Raw genomic sequence first — 17741 nt, forward strand, 5'->3', positions numbered from 1 at the left:
TATGCAAGCGAACTGTCAACATTTATGCTGCGATTCGTCGATAAATTGTAAGTGGGGATGCGCGGCATGGGCGGGTGGCGGTTCTGGATCGATCGTGGCGGCACCTTTACCGACATCGTCGCGCGCGCGCCCGACGGCACCCTTTCCACCGCCAAGCTGCTCAGCGAGAATCCTGAACTTTATGCCGATGCGGCGATCGCCGGGATCCGCCAGATCCTCGGGCTCGGGGCGGACGATCCCTGGCCCATGGGCGCGATCGACGAAGTGAAGATGGGCACCACCGTCGCCACCAATGCGCTGCTCGAACGCAAGGGCGCGCGGACGCTGCTGGTGGTCGATCGCGGCTTTGCCGACCTGCTGGCGATCGGCAACCAGGCGCGGCCGGCGCTGTTCGATCTGGCGATTCGGCCGGCGCTGCCGCTCCATGACGGCGTGCTGGAGATCGGCGGGCGGATCGATCGCGACGGCCGTACCGTCGTGCCGCTCGACGCGGCGGCGGTGCTGGCCGATCTCCGCGCGGCGCGGGCGGCGGGCCATGCGGCGGTGGCGATCGCGCTCACCCATGCCTGGGCCTATCCGGCGATCGAGGCGCGGGTGGCCGAGCTCGCCCGCGCGGCGGGGTTCGCGCAGGTCTCCGCCAGCCATGCAGTCAGCCCGCTGATCGGGCTGGTCGCGCGCGGGCGGACCAGCGTGGTCGACGCCTATCTGTCGCCGGTGCTGCGCCGCTATGTCGATCGGGTGGCGGGCGCGCTGGGCAGCACGCCGCTCCATTTCATGCAGTCCAATGGCGGGCTGGCCGATGCCGCGCATTTCCAGGGCAAGGACGCCATCCTTTCCGGCCCGGCCGGGGGCGTGGTCGCCGCGGCGCGGACCGCCGCGCGCGCGGGGTTCGACCGGGTGATCGGCTTCGACATGGGCGGCACCTCCACCGACGTGGCGCTTTATGCCGGCCGCTTCGAGCGCGTGTTCGATGCGGAGGTGGCCGGGGTGGAGATGCGCGTGCCGATGATGGCGATCGAGACGGTCGCCGCCGGCGGCGGATCGATCCTGCACTTCGACGGTGCGCGCTATCGGGTGGGGCCGGACAGCGCCGGCGCGAACCCCGGCCCCGCCGCCTATCGCCGCGGCGGGCCGCTGACGGTGACCGACGCGAACGTGCTGGTCGGCAAGATCCGGCCCGAGCATTTTCCCGCCGTGTTCGGCCCCACCGGCGACCAGCCGCTCGACCGGGACGCGGTGGCAGCGGGCTTTGCCGCGCTGGCGGCGCGCATCGCGGCGGCAACCGGCACGCCGCAGGACCCGCGCGCGGTGGCGGAAGGCTATCTTTCGATCGCGGTCGCCCATATGGCGGCGGCGATCAAGCGCGTCGCCCTGGAACGCGGCGAGGACGTCACCGGCTTCGTGCTGCAATGTTTCGGCGGGGCGGGCGGGCAGCATGCCTGCCGCGTCGCCGAGCTGCTCGGCATGCGCCAGGTGCTGATCCATCCGCTGGCGGGGGTGCTTTCCGCCTATGGCATGGGGCTGGCGGACCGCGCGGCGCTGCGCCAGCGCTCGGTCGAGCAGGTCCTCGCCGAGGCCGTCGTCGCGGATCTCGACGCGCTCGCGGCGGCGCTGGGCGACGAGGCCGCCGACGATCTCGGCGGCGGCGGCGCGGTGTGTCGCACCGCCACCGCGCATCTGCGCTATGCCGGCACCGACACGGCACTCGGCGTACCGCTCGATACGGCGGCGGCGATGCGGGCGGCGTTCGAAACCGCGCATCAGGCGCGGTTCGGCTTTGCCAGCCCCGGTCGCGCGATCGTGATCGAGAGCCTGATGGTCGAGGCGGTGCTGCCCGGCGAACCCGCCGCGCCGCCGCCGCTGCCGCCGCGCGACGGGCCGCTGCCTGCGCCGCTGGCGGTGGTGCCGGTATGGACCGGCGGCGCCGAGCATAACGTGCCGGTGCGCGACCGCGCGACGCTGCGCCCCGGCGACCGGCTGGAAGGGCCGGTGCTGATCCGCGAGGCGACCGCGACGACGATGGTGGAACCCGGCTGGGTGCTCGGCGTGCGCGACGGCGGCGAGCTGGTGCTGGACCATGACGGCGCCGGTGCGCGAATCGAGGCCGATCCGGCGATCGCCGATCCGGTCCAGCTGGAGCTGTTCAACACCCAGTTCATGGGCATTGCCGAGCGGATGGGGGTGGTGCTGCGCAACACCTCCAGCAGCGTCAACATGAAGGAGCGGCTCGATTTCTCCTGCGCGCTGTTCGATGCCGAGGGGCGGCTGGTGGCGAATGCGCCGCACGTCCCCGTGCATCTCGGCGCGATGAGCGACAGCGTGCGCACGGTGCTGGCGCGGCGCGGTGCGACGCTGAAGCCGGGCGATGCGATCGCGCTCAACGATCCCTTCCATGGCGGCACGCATCTGCCCGACGTGACCGTGATCACCCCGGTATTCGATGGCGGCGCGCTCCGCTTCTTCGTCGCCAATCGTGGGCATCATGCCGATATCGGCGGGCTCACGCCGGGATCGACGCCGCCCGAATCGGCGCGGCTCGCCGAAGAAGGCGTGGTGATCGACGATTTCCTGCTCGTCGACGGCGGCGTGTTCCAGGAAGCTGCCTTCCGCCGGCTGCTGACCGAGGCCGAATGGCCGGCGCGCAACCCCGACGTCAACGTCGCCGACATCAAGGCGCAGCTTGCCGCCAATGCCAGCGGCGTGGCCGAGCTGCAGGCGCTGGTCGCCGCGCGCGGCTGGCCGATGGTCCGCGCCTATATGGGCCATGTCATGGCCAATGCCGAGGAGAGCATCCGCCGGGTGGTCGCGGGCCTGCGCGACGGCGCGTTCGAGGACCGGCTCGACAGCGGGGCGCCGCTCAAGGTGGCGGTGACGATCGATTCGGGCACGCGCACCGCGGTGATCGACTTCACCGGCACCGGCCCGGCGAGCGCGGGCAATTTCAACGCACCGCCCTCGGTCACGCGCGCGGTGGTGCTCTATGCCTTTCGCTGCCTGGCGGGGCAGGCGATCCCGCTCAACGAAGGCTGTCTCGCCCCCTTGCGCATCGTCATCCCCGAAGGATCCTTCCTCGCGCCGCCGCCGGGCAGCGCGGTGGTGGCCGGCAATACCGAGGTCAGCCAGGCGCTGTGCAACGCGCTGCTCGGCGCGCTGGGGGCGGCGGCGGCCTCGCAGGGGACGATGAACAACTTCCTGTTCGGCAACGACCATCATCAATATTACGAGACGATCTGCGGCGGGGCGGGAGCGGGGCCGGGCTTCGCCGGCGCCTCGGCGGTGCACACCCATATGACCAATACCCGGATCACCGATCCCGAGGTCCTGGAGCTGCGGTACCCGGTGCGGCTCGACCGGTTCGCGATCCGGCGCGGATCGGGCGGGGCGGGGCAATGGCCGGGCGGCGACGGCGCAGTGCGCGCGGTGACGATGCTGGAGCCGATGACGGTGACGCTGGTCGCCTCGCGTCGGACGGTGGCACCGTTCGGGCTTGCCGGTGGGAGCCCGGGTCAGCCTGGCAACCAGCGGATCGAACGCGCGGACGGCCGCATCGAGCCGATCGGCGGCACCGCGCGCGTCGAGCTGGGTAGCGGGGACCGGATTGTCATCGAAACCCCCGGCGGGGGCGGCTTTGGCGCTAGCGGCCGATGACATGATATTGGCCTGTAAGCGCCCGGTCGTCTGGCCGCCTCTACACGAGCGGCCAGCGGCAGCAGCACGATCCGCCGGGCTTCGGCATCGATGCGCGCGGCGCGTCCATCGGCCAGATAGCGCACGACCACCGGGGTACAGGCAAGACCGCCCATCGCTTCATCGTGATGCTGAATCCCCCTTCGAAATGGTGGCGGCGGCGCTCAGGCGCGCTTGCCTGATCCTGCGCGGCAGCGGCTGGCGAGCAGGAGCAGGATGATCGTTGCTGCGGAGGCGCCACCGATAGCCGTGCATGCCGCATCGGACAGCGGAATCTCCAGCCCAGCCAGCGCGGCCATCGCATAGCCCGCGGTACCGAAGCTCAACGCCACCACCAGCCAGCCGACCGCGCGGCGATAGCGGCGCACGGTTGCGGTCGAGCGGCCGCCGGTGCGAAGCAGCCGCCCGACGATCTGGCTGTCCAGCGTATCCGCCAGCATCATGCCGATGGCGAAAGTCGCCGCGATCACCAGCGCCGCCATCGTGCCGCCCTCGGCGGTCGCTGCGGCACCCCAGGCGGCCGCTTGGGTGGCGGTGTCGAATACCAGCCCGAAGATCGCACCGATCGCGACCACGGCCAGCGGATGCGTGCTGTTGCGCAGCCGCTTCGGCACCAGCCCGCTCCGCCATCCCACCGGCGTATAGCGTGCCTGCGTCAGCAACGCGTGCAGATTGAGCGTGCCGACGACCAGCAAAAGGAAGATGACGGCGACATCGATCAGAGGCGCGGTCCAGGCAGGCAGCGCGAAGGCATCCGCCGCCAGCGACACGCCGATGGCGACGACCGCGACCGACAGACTGTGACCGAACGCGAACAAGGTGCCGACCCATAGAGCGAGCCGGGGACGAACCTCGGCGGCGCGGAACACGATATTGTCGATCACGGCGACATGATCGGGGTCGAGCCCGTGGCGCAGCCCGAGCAGAAACATCAGCCAAAGGGCGGAAAGTGCCATCATGCTTCCGCCTCGATCACCCGAACGCCCCGCGCATCGAGCTTCGCGAGCCGCGCCGGCAATGCCTTGCTGATCGCGAGGCGCCGCGGGCGCGGCGCCTTCTTCCATTCGCGGCATTCCGGCAGGGTGCGCCCGCACGCGACGCACCATCCGGTACGCCCGTCAAACCGGCAGACGCTGATGCAGGGGGTTTTCACGACGAGGCCCCCGTGACTCGCACGCCCATCCCCTCATGTCTGCCGCCGCCGCGCGATGCGTGGAGGGCCCTGGAAGTTCGGAAGAGGGCCATGGCGACTCTGATGATATAATGTATCATGAGAGTCGCCATGGCAAATTCGCACGCGTTGTACAACAAGCACGTCGCGAAGAGAGCGATGCCCGGAATACGCTTGGTGCGGCCGGGTCAGTCCAGTCCGCGATTGTGGAGCAGCGCGTCGGCAGTGGGCATGCGCCCGCGGAACGCCGCATAGCTCTTCGCCGGATCGCGGGTGTTGCCGCGTTCCAGCACCTCATGGCGCAGCTTCGCCGCCAGTACCGGATCGTAGATGTTGCCTGCCTCCTTGAAGGCCTGGAAGCCATCTGCGTCCATCACTTCCGCCCAGGTATAGGCGTAATAGCCGGCCGAATAACCACCGTCGAAGATGTGGCTGAACTGGGCAAGGCGGTGACGCATCCCCACTTCCTCCGGCACGTCGAGCGCCTTCAGTTCCGCCGCTTCCCACGCGCGGGCATCGAAATCGGCGGGAATGCCCGTCAGCGAATGCAACCGCATGTCCAGAATCGCGGAGGACAGCTGCTGGACGGTCAGATAGCCCTGGTTGAAAGTCCGCGATTCCTGCAGCGCCAGCAGCATCGCCTCCGGCATCGGCTCGCCGGCCGCGTTGCGGGCATATTTGCGCAGCGTCTCGGGCTCGATGACCCAATGTTCATAGACCTGGCTCGGGAATTCGACGAAATCGCGCGACACCGCGGTACCGGAAAGGCTGGGATAGCGCACCTTGCTCAGCAGGCCGTGCAAACCGTGGCCGAATTCGTGGAACAGGGTCCGCGCCTCGTCGAGCGAGATCAGCGCAGGCTGGCCGGGCGCCGGCGGCACGATATTCTGGTTGTTCACGACGATCGGATGCTCGCCGAACAGGTCGTTCTGGTCGCGCAGGCTGTTCATCCACGCGCCGGGCCGCTTGGTCGGTCGTGCAAACCAGTCGGCATAGAACAGACCGATCTTGCGCCCGTCCGCCTCGCACAATTCCCACACCCGCACGCCCTCGGCATAGACGGGCACGTCCTTCCGCTCGTGCGCGGTGATGCCATACAGCTTGTTGGTCGTATCGAACAGCGCTGCGACCATGTTGTCGAGCAGCAGATATTGTTTCACCGCGCCCTCATCGAGCGCGAAACGTTCCTTGCGCACCTGCTCGGCATAATAGCGCCAGTCCCAGGGCTCCACCTTGGCAATGCCGTCTCTGGCGGCGTGTGCGGCAATGTCGCGCAGTTCTTCCTTCGCGCGGGCCAGCGCTGGACGATAGACCCGCATCAGCAATTCGGTCGCGGCGGCGGGCGTCTTGGCCATCTGGTCCCGCAGCACGAAGGCGGCATGGCTTTCGGCACCCAACAGCCTGGCCCGTTCGATGCGAAGCGCGACCATCCGGGCGATGATCGCATTGGTATCATTGGCATTGCCGTTGTCACCACGCATCACGAATGCGCGCCAGATCTTTTCGCGCGCCGCGCGGTTCGGCGCGGCGGTGAGGAACGGCTCGGCAGCGGAGCGGGTCGCGGGGAACAGATAGCTGCCCGCATGGCCGGCGCCTTGCGCGGCGGTGGCCGCAGCGCTGCGCTGATCCTCGGGCAGACCCGCAACCTCGTCGGCGTGCAGCAACACGCTGCCGGCCTTCTGATCGGCGAGCAGCTTCTGCCCGAAATCGACGCCGAGTGTGGCGAGTTCCTCGTTGATCGCGGCGACACGGGCGCGCTGCGCCGGATCGAGTGCCGCGCCGGCGCGGACGAACCGGCGATGGGTTTCCTCCAACAACCGGGCCTGTTCCGGCGATAGCTGCAAAAGCGCGCGCCCTTTCCACAGCGCATCGACACGCCCGAACAGCGCCGGGTCCAGCATCGTTTCGTTGGTCAGCCGCGTCAGCTTGGGCGTCACCTGCTCCTCGATACGCTGGATCGCATCGCTCGCGTCGGCCGAGGCGACGTTGAAAAAGGTGCCGGCGATCCGGCCGAGCGGCCGGGCGGCCCCCTCCATCGCCTCGATCGTGTTGGCAAAGCTGGGCGCTGCGGGATTGTCGGCGATGCGGCGATAATCGACGCTGGCCTCGGTGAGCGCAGCGTCGAACGCCGGCGCATAATGTTCCGGGCGTATCCGATCATAGGGCGGCACGCCGTCTGGCGTGGTCCAACGCGCGAGCAATGGATTGGCGGTCTGGTTTGAATCCGCGCGAGGCGCTTGCACGGCGGCGGGATCGGGAAGCGAGGAAGCCAGCATGGTGACCAAAACAGTATAGGCAAGCAACAACGTTCGCACGTTTATTTTCCACTCTGCTTCCTGGATATAACCGTTGGCGTCAGGTCCGCGGCGTTGCGTCGGCTATGGAAGCAGGGTGGCACATTCGGCGCAGCGACCATGGCTTTCTATGCTGCCGCGGGCGAGCCGGAAATCGATGCGCCGCGCCGGCGCAATGCCGAGACGCACAGAAAGCATCGATATGGATTCACCGCGGCCCGGCAGTTACGGGTACGCGGGTACGCGGGAGGATCGCGCGCTGATCATGCCGATGCTGCCAAACGAGCGCGACGTGCGTTTCGGCTGTATCGGAACCCAGTACGCCGCAGCCATCACCAGGAGGAATCCCATGAAGCGCATTGCCCTATCGCTGGCCTTTGCCGGCCTCGTCGCTGCTCCATCGCTCGCCTTGGCACAGGCAAACTCCGCCCCTGCCGCCGCTGCCTTCACGCTCCCGGCCTTGCCCTATTCCGCCGGCGCGCTGGAGCCCGCGATCGACGCGCAGACGATGACCATCCACCACGACAAGCATCATCAGGCCTATGTCGATGCGCTGAACAAGGCGGTCGCCGCCGATACGGCGCTGGCAGGCCAGTCGCTTGAACAGCTCGTCGCCAAGGCGGGTACGCTGCCGGCAGTGGTCCGCAACAATGCCGGGGGGCATTGGAACCATAGCTTCTTCTGGAAAACGATGGCGCCCCCTGCGCAGGTTGGCGCGCCCTCCCCCGCGCTCGCCGGCGCGATCACCGCCAGCTTCGGTTCGCTCGACAAGTTCAAGGCCGCGTTCAAGGATGCCGGAACCAAGCGTTTCGGCTCCGGCTGGGTTTGGCTGATCGTGGGTGCCGACGGCAAGCTCGCCATCACCTCCACCCCCAATCAGGATAATCCGCTGATGGACGTGGCCGAAACCAAGGGCACGCCGATCCTCGGCAACGATGTGTGGGAACACGCTTATTATCTGAAATACCAAAATCGCCGCGCCGACTATCTCGACGGCTGGTGGCAGGTGGTGAACTGGGCAGAGGTCTCGCGGCGGTACGCGCAAGCGACCGCAGGGCGCTGATCCGTCCGATAGCGCAGCTGCGCGCACGGGCCGGCACGACGAGGGCACAAGGAGAAAGAAGGGGCCGCGAGATCGATCCGCGGCCCCTTCCGAAAGGCATTGCTTCCGTGCGGACGATCGGAGGTTCTTCCGCGCCTCAATGGGGCTGCGACGCCGCGATCCTCATGCCGCTGGTCCCTGCTTCTGGTGTCTCCGTCGCGGCCTTGGGATCGGCGCTTTTGGATCGGGGCCGACATTGGTGCGCTGGGCGTGCGGCAGAGGTTTAGAGCGGGATGACAGGATGTTGGCCCGCCGATCGGCAGCCCGCCCCGCGCGCACCGTCAGTCCTTGAACGGCTTTATCGTCTGGATCGTACCGTCGGGATTGAACGTCAGCTCGGTCATCTTGGCGGAGCGCAGATGGTTCTTATTGGACAGCTGCGTATCGTGGTAGGCGAGATACCATTTGCCCTTGAACGCGAAGACGGAGCCATGGCTGGTCCAGCCCTGGACCGGCTCCAGAATGCGCCCGGTATATTTGAACGGCCCATAGGGGTTGTCGCCAATGGCGTAGGCCAGGAAATGCGTGTCGCCGGTCGAATACATGTAGTAATATTTGCCGCCGCGCTTGAACATCCACGATCCCTCGAAGAAGCGGCGATCATGGTCGCCACCCAGGACGGGCTTGCCCTTTTCATCGAGGATCACGGCATCGCGCAGCGGCTCGGCGAGTTGCTTCATGTCCGGGCTTAGCCGCGCGACCTTGCCCGATAGCGCCGGCTGATCGTCCTTCTTCAGATCGGTATCGCCGGCATTGGGATCATATTTTCCCGTCGCCCAGCGTTGCAGCTGACCGCCCCAGATCCCTCCAAGATACAGATAGCTCTGGCCATCCTCGTCGGTGAACACGGCCGGATCCATCGAATAGGCACCCTGGATCGGCTGCGGCTCGGCCTTGAACGGCCCCACCGGCGAGGCGGAAGTGGCGACTCCGATACGGAAAACGCCCTGCTTATCCTTGGCGGGGAAATAAAGATAATAGGTGCCGTTCTTATACGCGGCATCCGGGGCCCAGGCCTTTTCGGATGCCCAGGGGACCTGCTTCAGATCGAGCGCGACCGGATGCACCGTCACTGCGCCGCCCGGCCGATCCATGCTCAACACCTGATAGTCGTGCATCGCATATTGGCTCCCGAGGTCGTCGTCGGGAATGCCGGCATCGACGTCGTGGCTGGGGTAGATATAGATCTTGCCGTCAAAGACGTGCGCCGAAGGGTCCGCGAAGAACAAATCCTTCACCAGCGGCTGCGCCAGATACTGCTTGCCATCGGGGCTGCGCGCAGCGGCCGGCGAATCGGTACCGCCGGACGCATTTGCGATCGTGTCGTTCGGCACGCCGCCGCTGGAGCAGCCGGCAAGGAACGCCAGCGCGGCCGTGGTCGAGCAAAGTTTCAGCGATAGACGCAACGGCCGATCCTCTCATCTTTCTTCCGCAGCTTCTGCTGCCTGGCGATAGCGCTACCATTGCTTTTGCGGTCGGGGCAAGGGCGTAGCGAGCGATCGCGGTTTACGACGCCCGGGCAAGCGCGCAGCACCGAGCCGCGTGTGGGAACCCGGCAAGGCCGGTGACGGTCCTACAGCATCTTTTCGCCGACGTTGGAAACATGCCCGCTCTTGCAGGGCCGTAGCAAAATGTTGAAAGTACGCTGCTATCGCCCTGTCGTGCGGTATCGCGCAGCCATCGACAGCCCATCCCCGCAAACGGAGAACCATGATCAGCCCCCGCCCTTTTCCGCGTCGCAGCGGCCAATGGCTCTGGCCTGCCCTGGCGCTTCTTGCCCTGTCGCTGGCCGGCATCGCGATCCATCTTGCCCTTGGATTCGCGACGGGTTTCGCGCTCGACAGCCGCATCCTGCTGGCGCTGCGTGAACCCGGTGCGCTAGCTACCCCGATCGGGCCCAGTTGGTTGCTGCAATCGGCCATCGACATCAGCGCGATCGGCGGCTTCACGGTGCTCTGCCTGTTCGGCAGCGCCACCGTTCTGTTCCTCTTCGCCTTTGGCCGGCGCGCGGAAGCGTTGCTGCTTGCAGGCTCGATGCTGGGGGCATCGACGTTCAACGCGTTGCTCAAGCTGATCTGGCAACGCCCGCGCCCGGAACTGGTACCGCATCTGGCAGAGGTTTCGAACGCAAGCTTTCCCAGCGGCCATGCGATGACCTCTGCCGCCGTCTATCTCACCCTCGCGGTGATGCTTGCGCAGACCGAGAGCAGCCGCTGGGCGCGCGCCTATTTGCTCGCCTTCGCCGTGCTGATCGTGCTGCTGATCGGGTGCAGCCGCGTCTATCTGGGCGTGCATTGGCCTTCGGACGTGTTGGCCGGCTGGTGCTTCGGGACGCTCTGGGCGCTCGCGATGTTCGCGATCAACGCGCGGCTGCACCGCCGCTGAAGATCAGCCGTCCGACGCCTGGGTCGTCCAGCCGAGCCGGGGAATGGTGATCGAGCGCTTGCCCGACAGGTCGACGCGGGTGACGAACAGTCCCTTGCTCTCGATATACTGCATCAGCCGCCGCACCCGCCCGAGCGAGCTGGTGCCGTAGCTGGTCGCGATATCGGTATCGCTGGGACAGGGCAGCCCCTCGCGCGCCGCCTTGGCGACGAGAAGGAACGGCCCCAGCATGTCGTCGGGCAGCGCGCGCGCCGCTTCCAGCGCCTGCGCCCAATCGTCGTCGGGATCGCCATGGATGCCCGCCCGTGCCGCCGATAGCCGGCGGACGAAGCCCGACAGGTCGAGCGGTGGGCGGTTGAGCCCCACCATCCGGCAGCGCACCTGGAAATCCTGGTACAGCACTGCCGGCGAGCGCAGCGTCGACTGCTCGTCCTCGACGATCGCGCGCAGCACATCGGCGACGAGGCCGGCGACTTCCTCCGGATCGCGATCTGGCTCGACTTCCATCGGCGCGGGCGCGGAGCGTGCAAGCTGCTCGAGCACGGTTTCCGGCTGGGCATAGGCATGCGCGGGCGGCGGGGCCGGCGGCACCCATTCCGGCTCGGCGGGGGCGAGCAGCAGGTCCTTGATGTCTTCCGTGGGCGCCTGCGGGAGCGGCGTCAGCTTGGGGCTGGAGCTACGCGCGCTGGTCTCCACCGATCCGATGCGGATCGCCACCGGCCGCCGGGTGATCGCCGGGCCCAGTCCCAGGAAATGCCCGCGCGCAAGGTCGCGGATCGCTTCGGCCTGGCGGCGTTCCATCCCGAGCAGGTCGGCGGCGCGCTGCATGTCGATATCGAGAAAGGTGCGGCCCATCAGGAAGTTCGAGGCTTCCGCCGCGACATTCTTGGCGAGCTTGGCGAGGCGCTGCGTCGCGATCACCCCGGCCAGGCCGCGCTTGCGGCCGCGGCACATCAGGTTGGTCATCGCCGAGAGCGAGGCGCGGCGGACCTCTTCCGCCACTTCGCCGCCACCGGCGGGCGCGAACAGCTGGGCCTCGTCGACCACCACCAACGCCGGATACCAATGGTCGCGCGGCGCATCGAACAGGCCGTTGAGGAAGGTCGCGGCGCAGCGCATCTGGCCTTCCGCCTCCAACCCCTCAAGGCTGAGCACCACCGACGCGCGATGTTCGCGGATACGCGCGGCGAAGCGGGCGACGTCGCGCTCGCTATGATCGACCGCCTCGATCGCGAGATGGCCGTAGCGATCCGACAGCGTGACGAAATCGCCCTCGGGATCGATCACCACCTGCTGGACATGGCCGGCGGATTGTTCGAGCAGCCGGCGCAGCAGGTGCGACTTGCCGGAGCCCGAATTGCCCTGGACGAGCAACCGGGTCGCAAGCAACTCCTCCAGATCGACCGGCACGGGGCTGCCCGTGCCGTCGACGCCCATGTCCACGCTGACGGTCATCGCGGCCGCTTTGCCGGATCAGGGGGGGCAGCGGCAAGGGTGTACCCCACGAAAACTGTGGGCGGTTACGCCGGATTCGACGATGCCAGCCGCTGGCGCCGCCGTTCCAGCGCTTCCATTGTCTTTTCCGCAAGCAGCGCCAGCCGGGCGGTATCCCGTTCGGTCAGCTGCGGCCGTGCCGTGCTGTCGATCACGCACAGCGTGCCGATCCGCCGGCCGCTGGGCGTACGCAGCGGCGCCCCGGCATAGAAGCGGATATTGGGATCGCCGGTGACGAGCGGATTCTCCGAAAACCGCGGATCCGACTTCGCATCGTTCACCACGAACACGTCCGGCCCCCGAATCGCATGGGTACAAAAGGAAATCGAACGCGGCGTCTCCCGCGGTTCCAGGCCGACCCGCGCCTTGAACCATTGGCGGTTCTCGTCGATCAACGAGATGAGCGCGATCGGCACGCCCAGCGCGGCCGCAGCCTCACGAACGATTGCGTCGAATTCGGCTTCATTCGGGGTGTCCAGCACGCCATAGCCCTTGAGCTCGGCGATGCGAGCGGGTTCATCGGCGGGTTCGAGCGCCATCGTCCGGTAGTTCCTTACGTTTGCACCCCCCGGCACAATCGGGCTAATAGCTTGGCCCAAGTTAACAATTGCTCGACGACGCAGCCGTGCGGCGGGCATCCCAGATGGCAGTGATGCGCGCCGATTCCATTGAACATCTCCGCCGGTTTTTCGGCTATGACGCGTTTCGCGGGGTGCAATCCTCGGTGGTGGATCGCGTGCTGGCCGGGCAGCGCACGCTGGCGGTGATGCCCACCGGCGCGGGCAAGTCGCTCACCTATCAGCTGCCCTCGGTGATGCTGGACGGAACCTGCATCGTCGTCAGCCCGCTGATCGCGCTGATGCACGATCAGTTGCGCGCCGCCGAGGCGGTGGGCATCCGCGCGGCCACCCTCACATCGGTCGATGACAATCGTGCCGAGACGATCGAACGCTTCCGCGCCGGCGCGCTCGATCTGCTCTACATCGCGCCGGAGCGCGCCTCAGGCGAAGGCTTCCGCAACCTGCTCACCCAGGCGCCGCTCAGCCTGTTCGCGATCGACGAGGCGCATTGCGTTTCCGAATGGGGGCATGATTTCCGCCCCGATTATCGGCTGCTGCGCCCGCTGCTCGATCGCTTTCCGGAGGTGCCGCGTCTCGCGCTCACCGCCACGGCCGACGCGCATACCCGTGCCGACATCCTCGAACAGCTCGGCATTCCGGAAGACGGGCTGATCGTCGCCGGTTTCGACCGGCCGAACATCCGCTACCATATCGCCCCGCGCGAGAACACGACGCGGCAGATCATCGACGTGGTGGCGGAAAATCCGGGCCCCGGCATCGTCTATGCCCAGACCCGCAAGGGCGTGGAACAGCTTGCCGAAAAACTGGCGGCGGAAACCGGCCGCCCCGTCCTCCCCTATCATGCCGGCCTCGATCCGGAGGTGCGGCGGCGCAACCAGGCGCGGTTCGTGGCGAGCGAAGACATGGTCGTCGTGGCCACGGTCGCGTTCGGCATGGGTATCGACAAGCCCGACGTGCGCTTCGTCGCCCATGCCGGCCTGCCCAAGTCGATCGAGGCGTACTACCAGGAAACCGGCCGCGCCGGCCGCGACGGCGATCCGTCGGTCGCGCATCTCTTCTGGGGCGCCGATGATTTCGCCCGCGCCCGCCAGCGGATCGGCGAGGTCGAGCCCGCCCGCCAGCCGGGCGAGCGGGCGCGGCTTACCGCGCTCGGCGCGCTGGTCGAGACGGCGGGGTGTCGGCGCCGCATCCTGCTCAAACATTTCGGCGAGGATGCGCCCGAGACCTGCGGCAATTGCGACAATTGCCTCAATCCCCCGGCGGCGATCGACGCGAGCGTCACCGCGCAGAAATTTCTCTCGGCGGTGTTCCGCACCGGCATGCTCTATGGTGTCGGCTATATCGAAGGCATTCTTACCGGCGTCTCCAGCGAGCGCAGCCTGATGAACGGGCATGAGAAGCTATCGGTGTTCGGCATCGTCGACGGCGACGAGGTGGCGATGCTCAAGCCCGTGTCGCGCGCGCTGCTGCTGCGCGATGCCCTGCGCACCAACGAACATGGCGGGCTGGAATTCGGCCCCGAGGCGCGACCGATCCTGAAGGGCGAGGCAAAGCTGGAACTGGTCCTGCCCCCCAAGCGCGAGCGGCGTCGCCGCGGCGCCAAAGGATCGGTGCCCAACCCGGTTGGCAACCCGCTGTTCGAGGCGCTGCGGGCAAAGCGCCGCGAGATCGCGCAGGAGACTGGCCTTCCACCCTATGTCATCTTCCACGATTCGGTGCTGCGCGACATGGCGATGGTGCGGCCCGCCTCGCTGGCGGCGCTGGGCCAGTTGTCCGGCGTCGGCGCCCGCAAGCTCGATGCCTATGGACAGGACTTTCTGGACGTGATCCGTCAGTTCTGATCGGCTTCCACGACACCTCGCCCCGCGCTACAGCACACCCGCAATTCAGACGGAGAACCTGCTGCCATGCCCAACAAGATCGACGACCGCATCTCGGTGGCGCCGCAGATCCGGCCCGAAGACGTTCCGGCACTCGCCGCGTCTGGCTTCGTCCACATCATCAACAATCGCCCCGAGGGTGAGGAGTTCGGCCAGCCGACCGGAATGGAAATTGCCGAGGCGGCCGAGGCGGCGGGCCTTGGTTATACCGAGATCCCGGTGACGCCCGGCGGCTTCTCGATGGCGCAGGTCGAAGCGATGGCCGAAGCGCTCGGCTCGGTCGATGGGCCGGTGCTCGCCTATTGCCGTTCGGGCACGCGCTCCTGCAATCTCTGGGCGCTCGCCGCCGCGCATAAGGGCGGCGACCCGGCAGAGCTCATCGCGAAGGGCGCCGGGGCCGGCTACGACCTGTCCGGTATCCGCCCTGCGCTGGAACAACTCGCAGGGCGATAAGCTCGGTATCGGCAGCGGCCGGATAGCTCGACGGCGGGCAGCGTGGCCTCATAGCCGCGCGCAGCACGCGATCGCTTGCGTCAGCACTCCTCCGGCCAGTAGAGCCGCATCGGATTGGCGACGAGCAGCTTGTGTTGCAGCTCCGCCGTCGGTGCGATGCGCGGGATCATGTCGACCAGCGCGCCATCGTCGGGGATCGCGTCCTGCATGTTCGGGTGCGGCCAGTCGGTGCCCCACAGCACGCGATCCGGATAGTCGGCGACCAGCGGCGCCACGGCGGCGGCGAAATCGTCCCAGGGCGGCCCCTTGGCGTCGAGCCGGTCGGGGCAGGTGACCTTGGTCCAGATGTCGTCTCGGCTGTCGAGCAGCGCACGGAACGCCTGCATGTCGGGGCCGTGGGGCCCCTGCGCCACGTCCGGCCGGCCCATATGGTCGATCACCAGCAGCGTCGGGATCGCATCCAGGAAGGGGCGCAGTTCGGCCAGGATGTCGGCCTCGAAATAGACCACGACATGCCAGCCGAGCGGCTGGATACGGCGGGCAATTTCCAGGAACTTGTCCTTGGGCGCATCGTCCACGAGGCGCTTGAGGAAGTTGAAGCGGACGCCGCGGATGCCGCCTTCGTGCAGTCGTTCCAGCTCGGCGTCGCTGATCGCGGGATCGACCACCACCACACCGCGGGCCTTGCCGTTCGACTTAGCGATTCCGTTCAGCGTCGCAGCGTTGTCGGTGCCGTGACAGCTCGCCTGGACGATGACGTTGCGCGCGAAGCCGAGCCGGTCGCGAAGTGCGAACAGCATGTCGGGGCCGGCATCCTCGGGCAGATATTTGGCCTTGGCGCTGAACGGGAACTCCGCCATCGGCCCGAACACATGGCAATGCGCGTCGACCGCGCCCGGCGGCGGGGTGAAGCGGGGCACGCTGGGATCGGCATGCCAGCTGGTGATGCGGCTCATGCGAAAACCTCTCCGTCCATCAGCTTGCGCGCGGTGCGCAGCATGGCCGAGGTGACCACCGCGCCGCTTTCGTCCAGTTCCATCACGCAGGTCGTCTCGCCGGTCGGGTGTTCGACCGACAGCGTCTTGTGGCTACCCTCCGGGATCACCGCCACGTCGGCCGCGGGCGATCCGGGGATCAGGCAGGCGGTGGCGACGCTGACGGCGCCGAGTACGCCGATCGAAGCATGGGCGCGGTGGGGGATGAAGCTGCGCACCGTTACCGCGCCGCCATGCTGCGGCGGGGCGACAAGCATCATCTTCGGCACCGATTTCTCGCGCACATCGCCCAGGTGCATCCGTTCGCCCACCGCCAGCCGGATCGCCTCGATGCGGGCCTTGAGCGCGCTGTCGGCATCCAGCGTGTCGCGATCCTCATAACCGGTGACGCCGACATCTTCGGCCTTCATCACCACGCAGGGCATGCCGTTGTCGATCAGCGTGACCGGCACGCCCTCCACCACGTCCACCGCATTGCCGCTGGGCAGCAGCGCGCCGCAGGAGGAGCCGGCGGTATCGCGGAACTCGAGCGGGATGGCTGCGGCGGTGCCGGGCACGCCGTCGATCCGGGCGTCGCCGGCATAGGTCACGCGACCGCCCGGGGTCTGGACCAGGATATCGGCGCGCTGGCCGGTATTGACCAGATAGACGCGGACGCGGGTCTCGCCGTCCTGGGGTGCGACCAGCCCGCGTTCGATCGCGAACGGGCCGATGCCGGCGAGGATGTTGCCGCAATTCTGCGCGTCCGAGACGATCGCCTGGTCGACGAATACCTGGAGAAACAGATAGTCGACATCGGCGCCGTCGCGGGTGGATTTGCTGACCACCGCGACCTTGCTGGTCAGCGGATCGGCGCCGCCCATGCCGTCGATCTGGCGCGGATCGGGCGAGCCCATGATGCGCAGCAGGAAGGCGTCGCGCGCGGCGGGGTCGGCGGGCAGATCCTCGGCAAGGAAGAACGCGCCCTTCGACGTGCCGCCGCGCATCCACATCACCCGGGCGGAGCGAGGCTTAGACATATTTGAGGCCCATCTCTGCAAGGCGCGGGCGCATATTGTAGATGTCGAGCCCGAGTTCGCCGGCGGCCAGCCGCTTGCGCTTCGCCTCTTCCGCCGCCTCGCGGGCCTCCGCCTTTTCGAGCACGGCCGCGGCCTCGGCGCGCGGGACGACGCACACGCCGTCGTCATCCGCGACGATCACGTCGCCGGCGTTCACCAGCGCGTTGGCGCACACGATCGGCACGTTGACCGAGCCGAGCGTGCCCTTGATCGTGCCCTGCGCATGGACCGCCTTGGACCAGACCGGAAAGCCCATCGCGGTCAGGTCGCGCACGTCGCGCACGCCGGCGTCGATGATCAGCCCACGGCAGCCGCGCGCCTGCGCCGAGGTGGCGAGCAGATCGCCGAAATAGCCGTCGGTGCAGGGGCTGGTCGGCGCCAGCACGAGGATGTCGCCCTCACGCAGCTGCTCGATCGCGACATGCACCATCCAATTGTCGCCCGGCGGGGCGGAGATCGTCACGGCGCTGCCGGCGATGCGGGCGCCGGCATAAATGGGCCGCATATGCGGTGCGAGCAGGCCGGTGCGGCCCTGCGCCTCGTGCACGGTTGCGACGCCCGCCTGGGCGAGGCCGTCGATCACCGCAGGATCGGCGCGTTCGATGTTCTGGACGACGATGCCCGACATGGCAGCTCCTCAT

At 67.7% G+C, this 17741-nt stretch carries 14 protein-coding genes; 5 read left to right on the forward strand and 9 right to left on the reverse strand.

Features of this window, described 5'->3' with window-relative positions; genetic code table 11:
* Positions 1-57: 57 nt before the first annotated feature.
* Complete coding sequence (locus tag DD559_RS00790; protein WP_368389673.1) at positions 58-3648, forward strand: hydantoinase B/oxoprolinase family protein; 3591 nt, start codon at positions 58-60, stop codon at positions 3646-3648.
* Positions 3649-3851: 203 nt separating this feature from the next.
* Here the strand turns inward: DD559_RS00790 and DD559_RS00795 are convergent, their stop codons facing one another.
* The 3 genes from DD559_RS00795 to DD559_RS00805 form a co-directional block, all read right to left on the reverse strand.
* On the reverse strand, positions 3852-4646 hold the full coding sequence (locus tag DD559_RS00795; RefSeq protein WP_116467518.1) for a HoxN/HupN/NixA family nickel/cobalt transporter: 795 nt from the start codon (positions 4644-4646) through the stop codon (positions 3852-3854).
* Complete coding sequence (locus DD559_RS00800) at positions 4643-4840, reverse strand: DUF1289 domain-containing protein (RefSeq protein WP_116467519.1); 198 nt, start codon at positions 4838-4840, stop codon at positions 4643-4645. Before DD559_RS00800 ends, DD559_RS00795 begins: the two co-directional genes overlap by 4 nt.
* A gap of 206 nt (positions 4841-5046) precedes the next feature.
* The gene (locus tag DD559_RS00805) at positions 5047-7134 is read right to left on the reverse strand and encodes a M3 family metallopeptidase (protein ID WP_116467520.1); all 2088 of its coding nucleotides are present in this window, start codon (positions 7132-7134) and stop codon (positions 5047-5049) included.
* A gap of 367 nt (positions 7135-7501) precedes the next feature.
* Between DD559_RS00805 and DD559_RS00810 the strand changes: the two genes are divergently transcribed.
* Positions 7502-8215, forward strand: coding sequence for a superoxide dismutase (locus tag DD559_RS00810; protein ID WP_116470623.1), 714 nt, complete (start codon positions 7502-7504; stop codon positions 8213-8215).
* 320 nt (positions 8216-8535) lie between these two features.
* Here DD559_RS00810 and DD559_RS00815 read toward each other — a convergent pair whose 3' ends face one another.
* Positions 8536-9660 carry a glycoside hydrolase family 43 protein gene (locus DD559_RS00815; RefSeq protein ID WP_206364415.1) on the reverse strand — a complete coding sequence of 375 codons (1125 nt, stop codon included), beginning with the start codon at positions 9658-9660 and terminating at the stop codon, positions 8536-8538.
* 304 nt (positions 9661-9964) lie between these two features.
* On the opposite strand from DD559_RS00815, the gene DD559_RS00820 reads away from it, so the two are divergent.
* A complete protein-coding gene (locus DD559_RS00820; protein ID WP_240610067.1) occupies positions 9965-10639 on the forward strand; it encodes a phosphatase PAP2 family protein in 675 nt (224 codons plus the stop codon).
* Positions 10640-10642: 3 nt separating this feature from the next.
* Here the strand turns inward: DD559_RS00820 and DD559_RS00825 are convergent, their stop codons facing one another.
* On the reverse strand, positions 10643-12094 hold the full coding sequence (locus DD559_RS00825) for a helicase HerA domain-containing protein (RefSeq protein ID WP_116467521.1): 1452 nt from the start codon (positions 12092-12094) through the stop codon (positions 10643-10645).
* A 65-nt stretch (positions 12095-12159) separates the two neighbouring features.
* Positions 12160-12672: a GAF domain-containing protein gene (locus tag DD559_RS00830; RefSeq protein ID WP_116467522.1), complete on the reverse strand. Its 513-nt coding sequence runs from the start codon at positions 12670-12672 to the stop codon at positions 12160-12162.
* 113 nt (positions 12673-12785) lie between these two features.
* On the opposite strand from DD559_RS00830, the gene recQ reads away from it, so the two are divergent.
* Complete coding sequence (recQ, locus tag DD559_RS00835) at positions 12786-14555, forward strand: DNA helicase RecQ (protein WP_116470626.1); 1770 nt, start codon at positions 12786-12788, stop codon at positions 14553-14555.
* A gap of 66 nt (positions 14556-14621) precedes the next feature.
* Positions 14622-15047 carry a protein tyrosine phosphatase family protein gene (locus DD559_RS00840; protein ID WP_116467523.1) on the forward strand — a complete coding sequence of 142 codons (426 nt, stop codon included), beginning with the start codon at positions 14622-14624 and terminating at the stop codon, positions 15045-15047.
* Between the two features lie 80 nt (positions 15048-15127).
* On the opposite strand, the gene DD559_RS00845 is transcribed toward DD559_RS00840, so the two are convergent.
* Genes DD559_RS00845 through ligK form a run of 3 tightly spaced genes read right to left on the reverse strand, consistent with a single transcriptional unit; the run spans position 15128 to position 17728 of the window.
* A complete protein-coding gene (locus DD559_RS00845) occupies positions 15128-16003 on the reverse strand; it encodes an amidohydrolase family protein (protein WP_116467524.1) in 876 nt (291 codons plus the stop codon).
* Positions 16000-17061 carry a 4-oxalomesaconate tautomerase gene (locus tag DD559_RS00850; RefSeq protein WP_116467525.1) on the reverse strand — a complete coding sequence of 354 codons (1062 nt, stop codon included), beginning with the start codon at positions 17059-17061 and terminating at the stop codon, positions 16000-16002. Before DD559_RS00850 ends, DD559_RS00845 begins: the two co-directional genes overlap by 4 nt.
* On the reverse strand, positions 17054-17728 hold the full coding sequence (gene ligK / locus DD559_RS00855) for a 4-carboxy-4-hydroxy-2-oxoadipate aldolase/oxaloacetate decarboxylase (protein ID WP_116467526.1): 675 nt from the start codon (positions 17726-17728) through the stop codon (positions 17054-17056). Before ligK ends, DD559_RS00850 begins: the two co-directional genes overlap by 8 nt.
* Between the last annotated feature and the right edge of the window lie 13 nt (positions 17729-17741).

It is taken from the genome of Sphingomonas pokkalii (assembly GCF_003096275.1).
In the GTDB taxonomy this organism is placed as follows: Bacteria; Pseudomonadota; Alphaproteobacteria; order Sphingomonadales; family Sphingomonadaceae; genus Sphingomonas; species Sphingomonas pokkalii.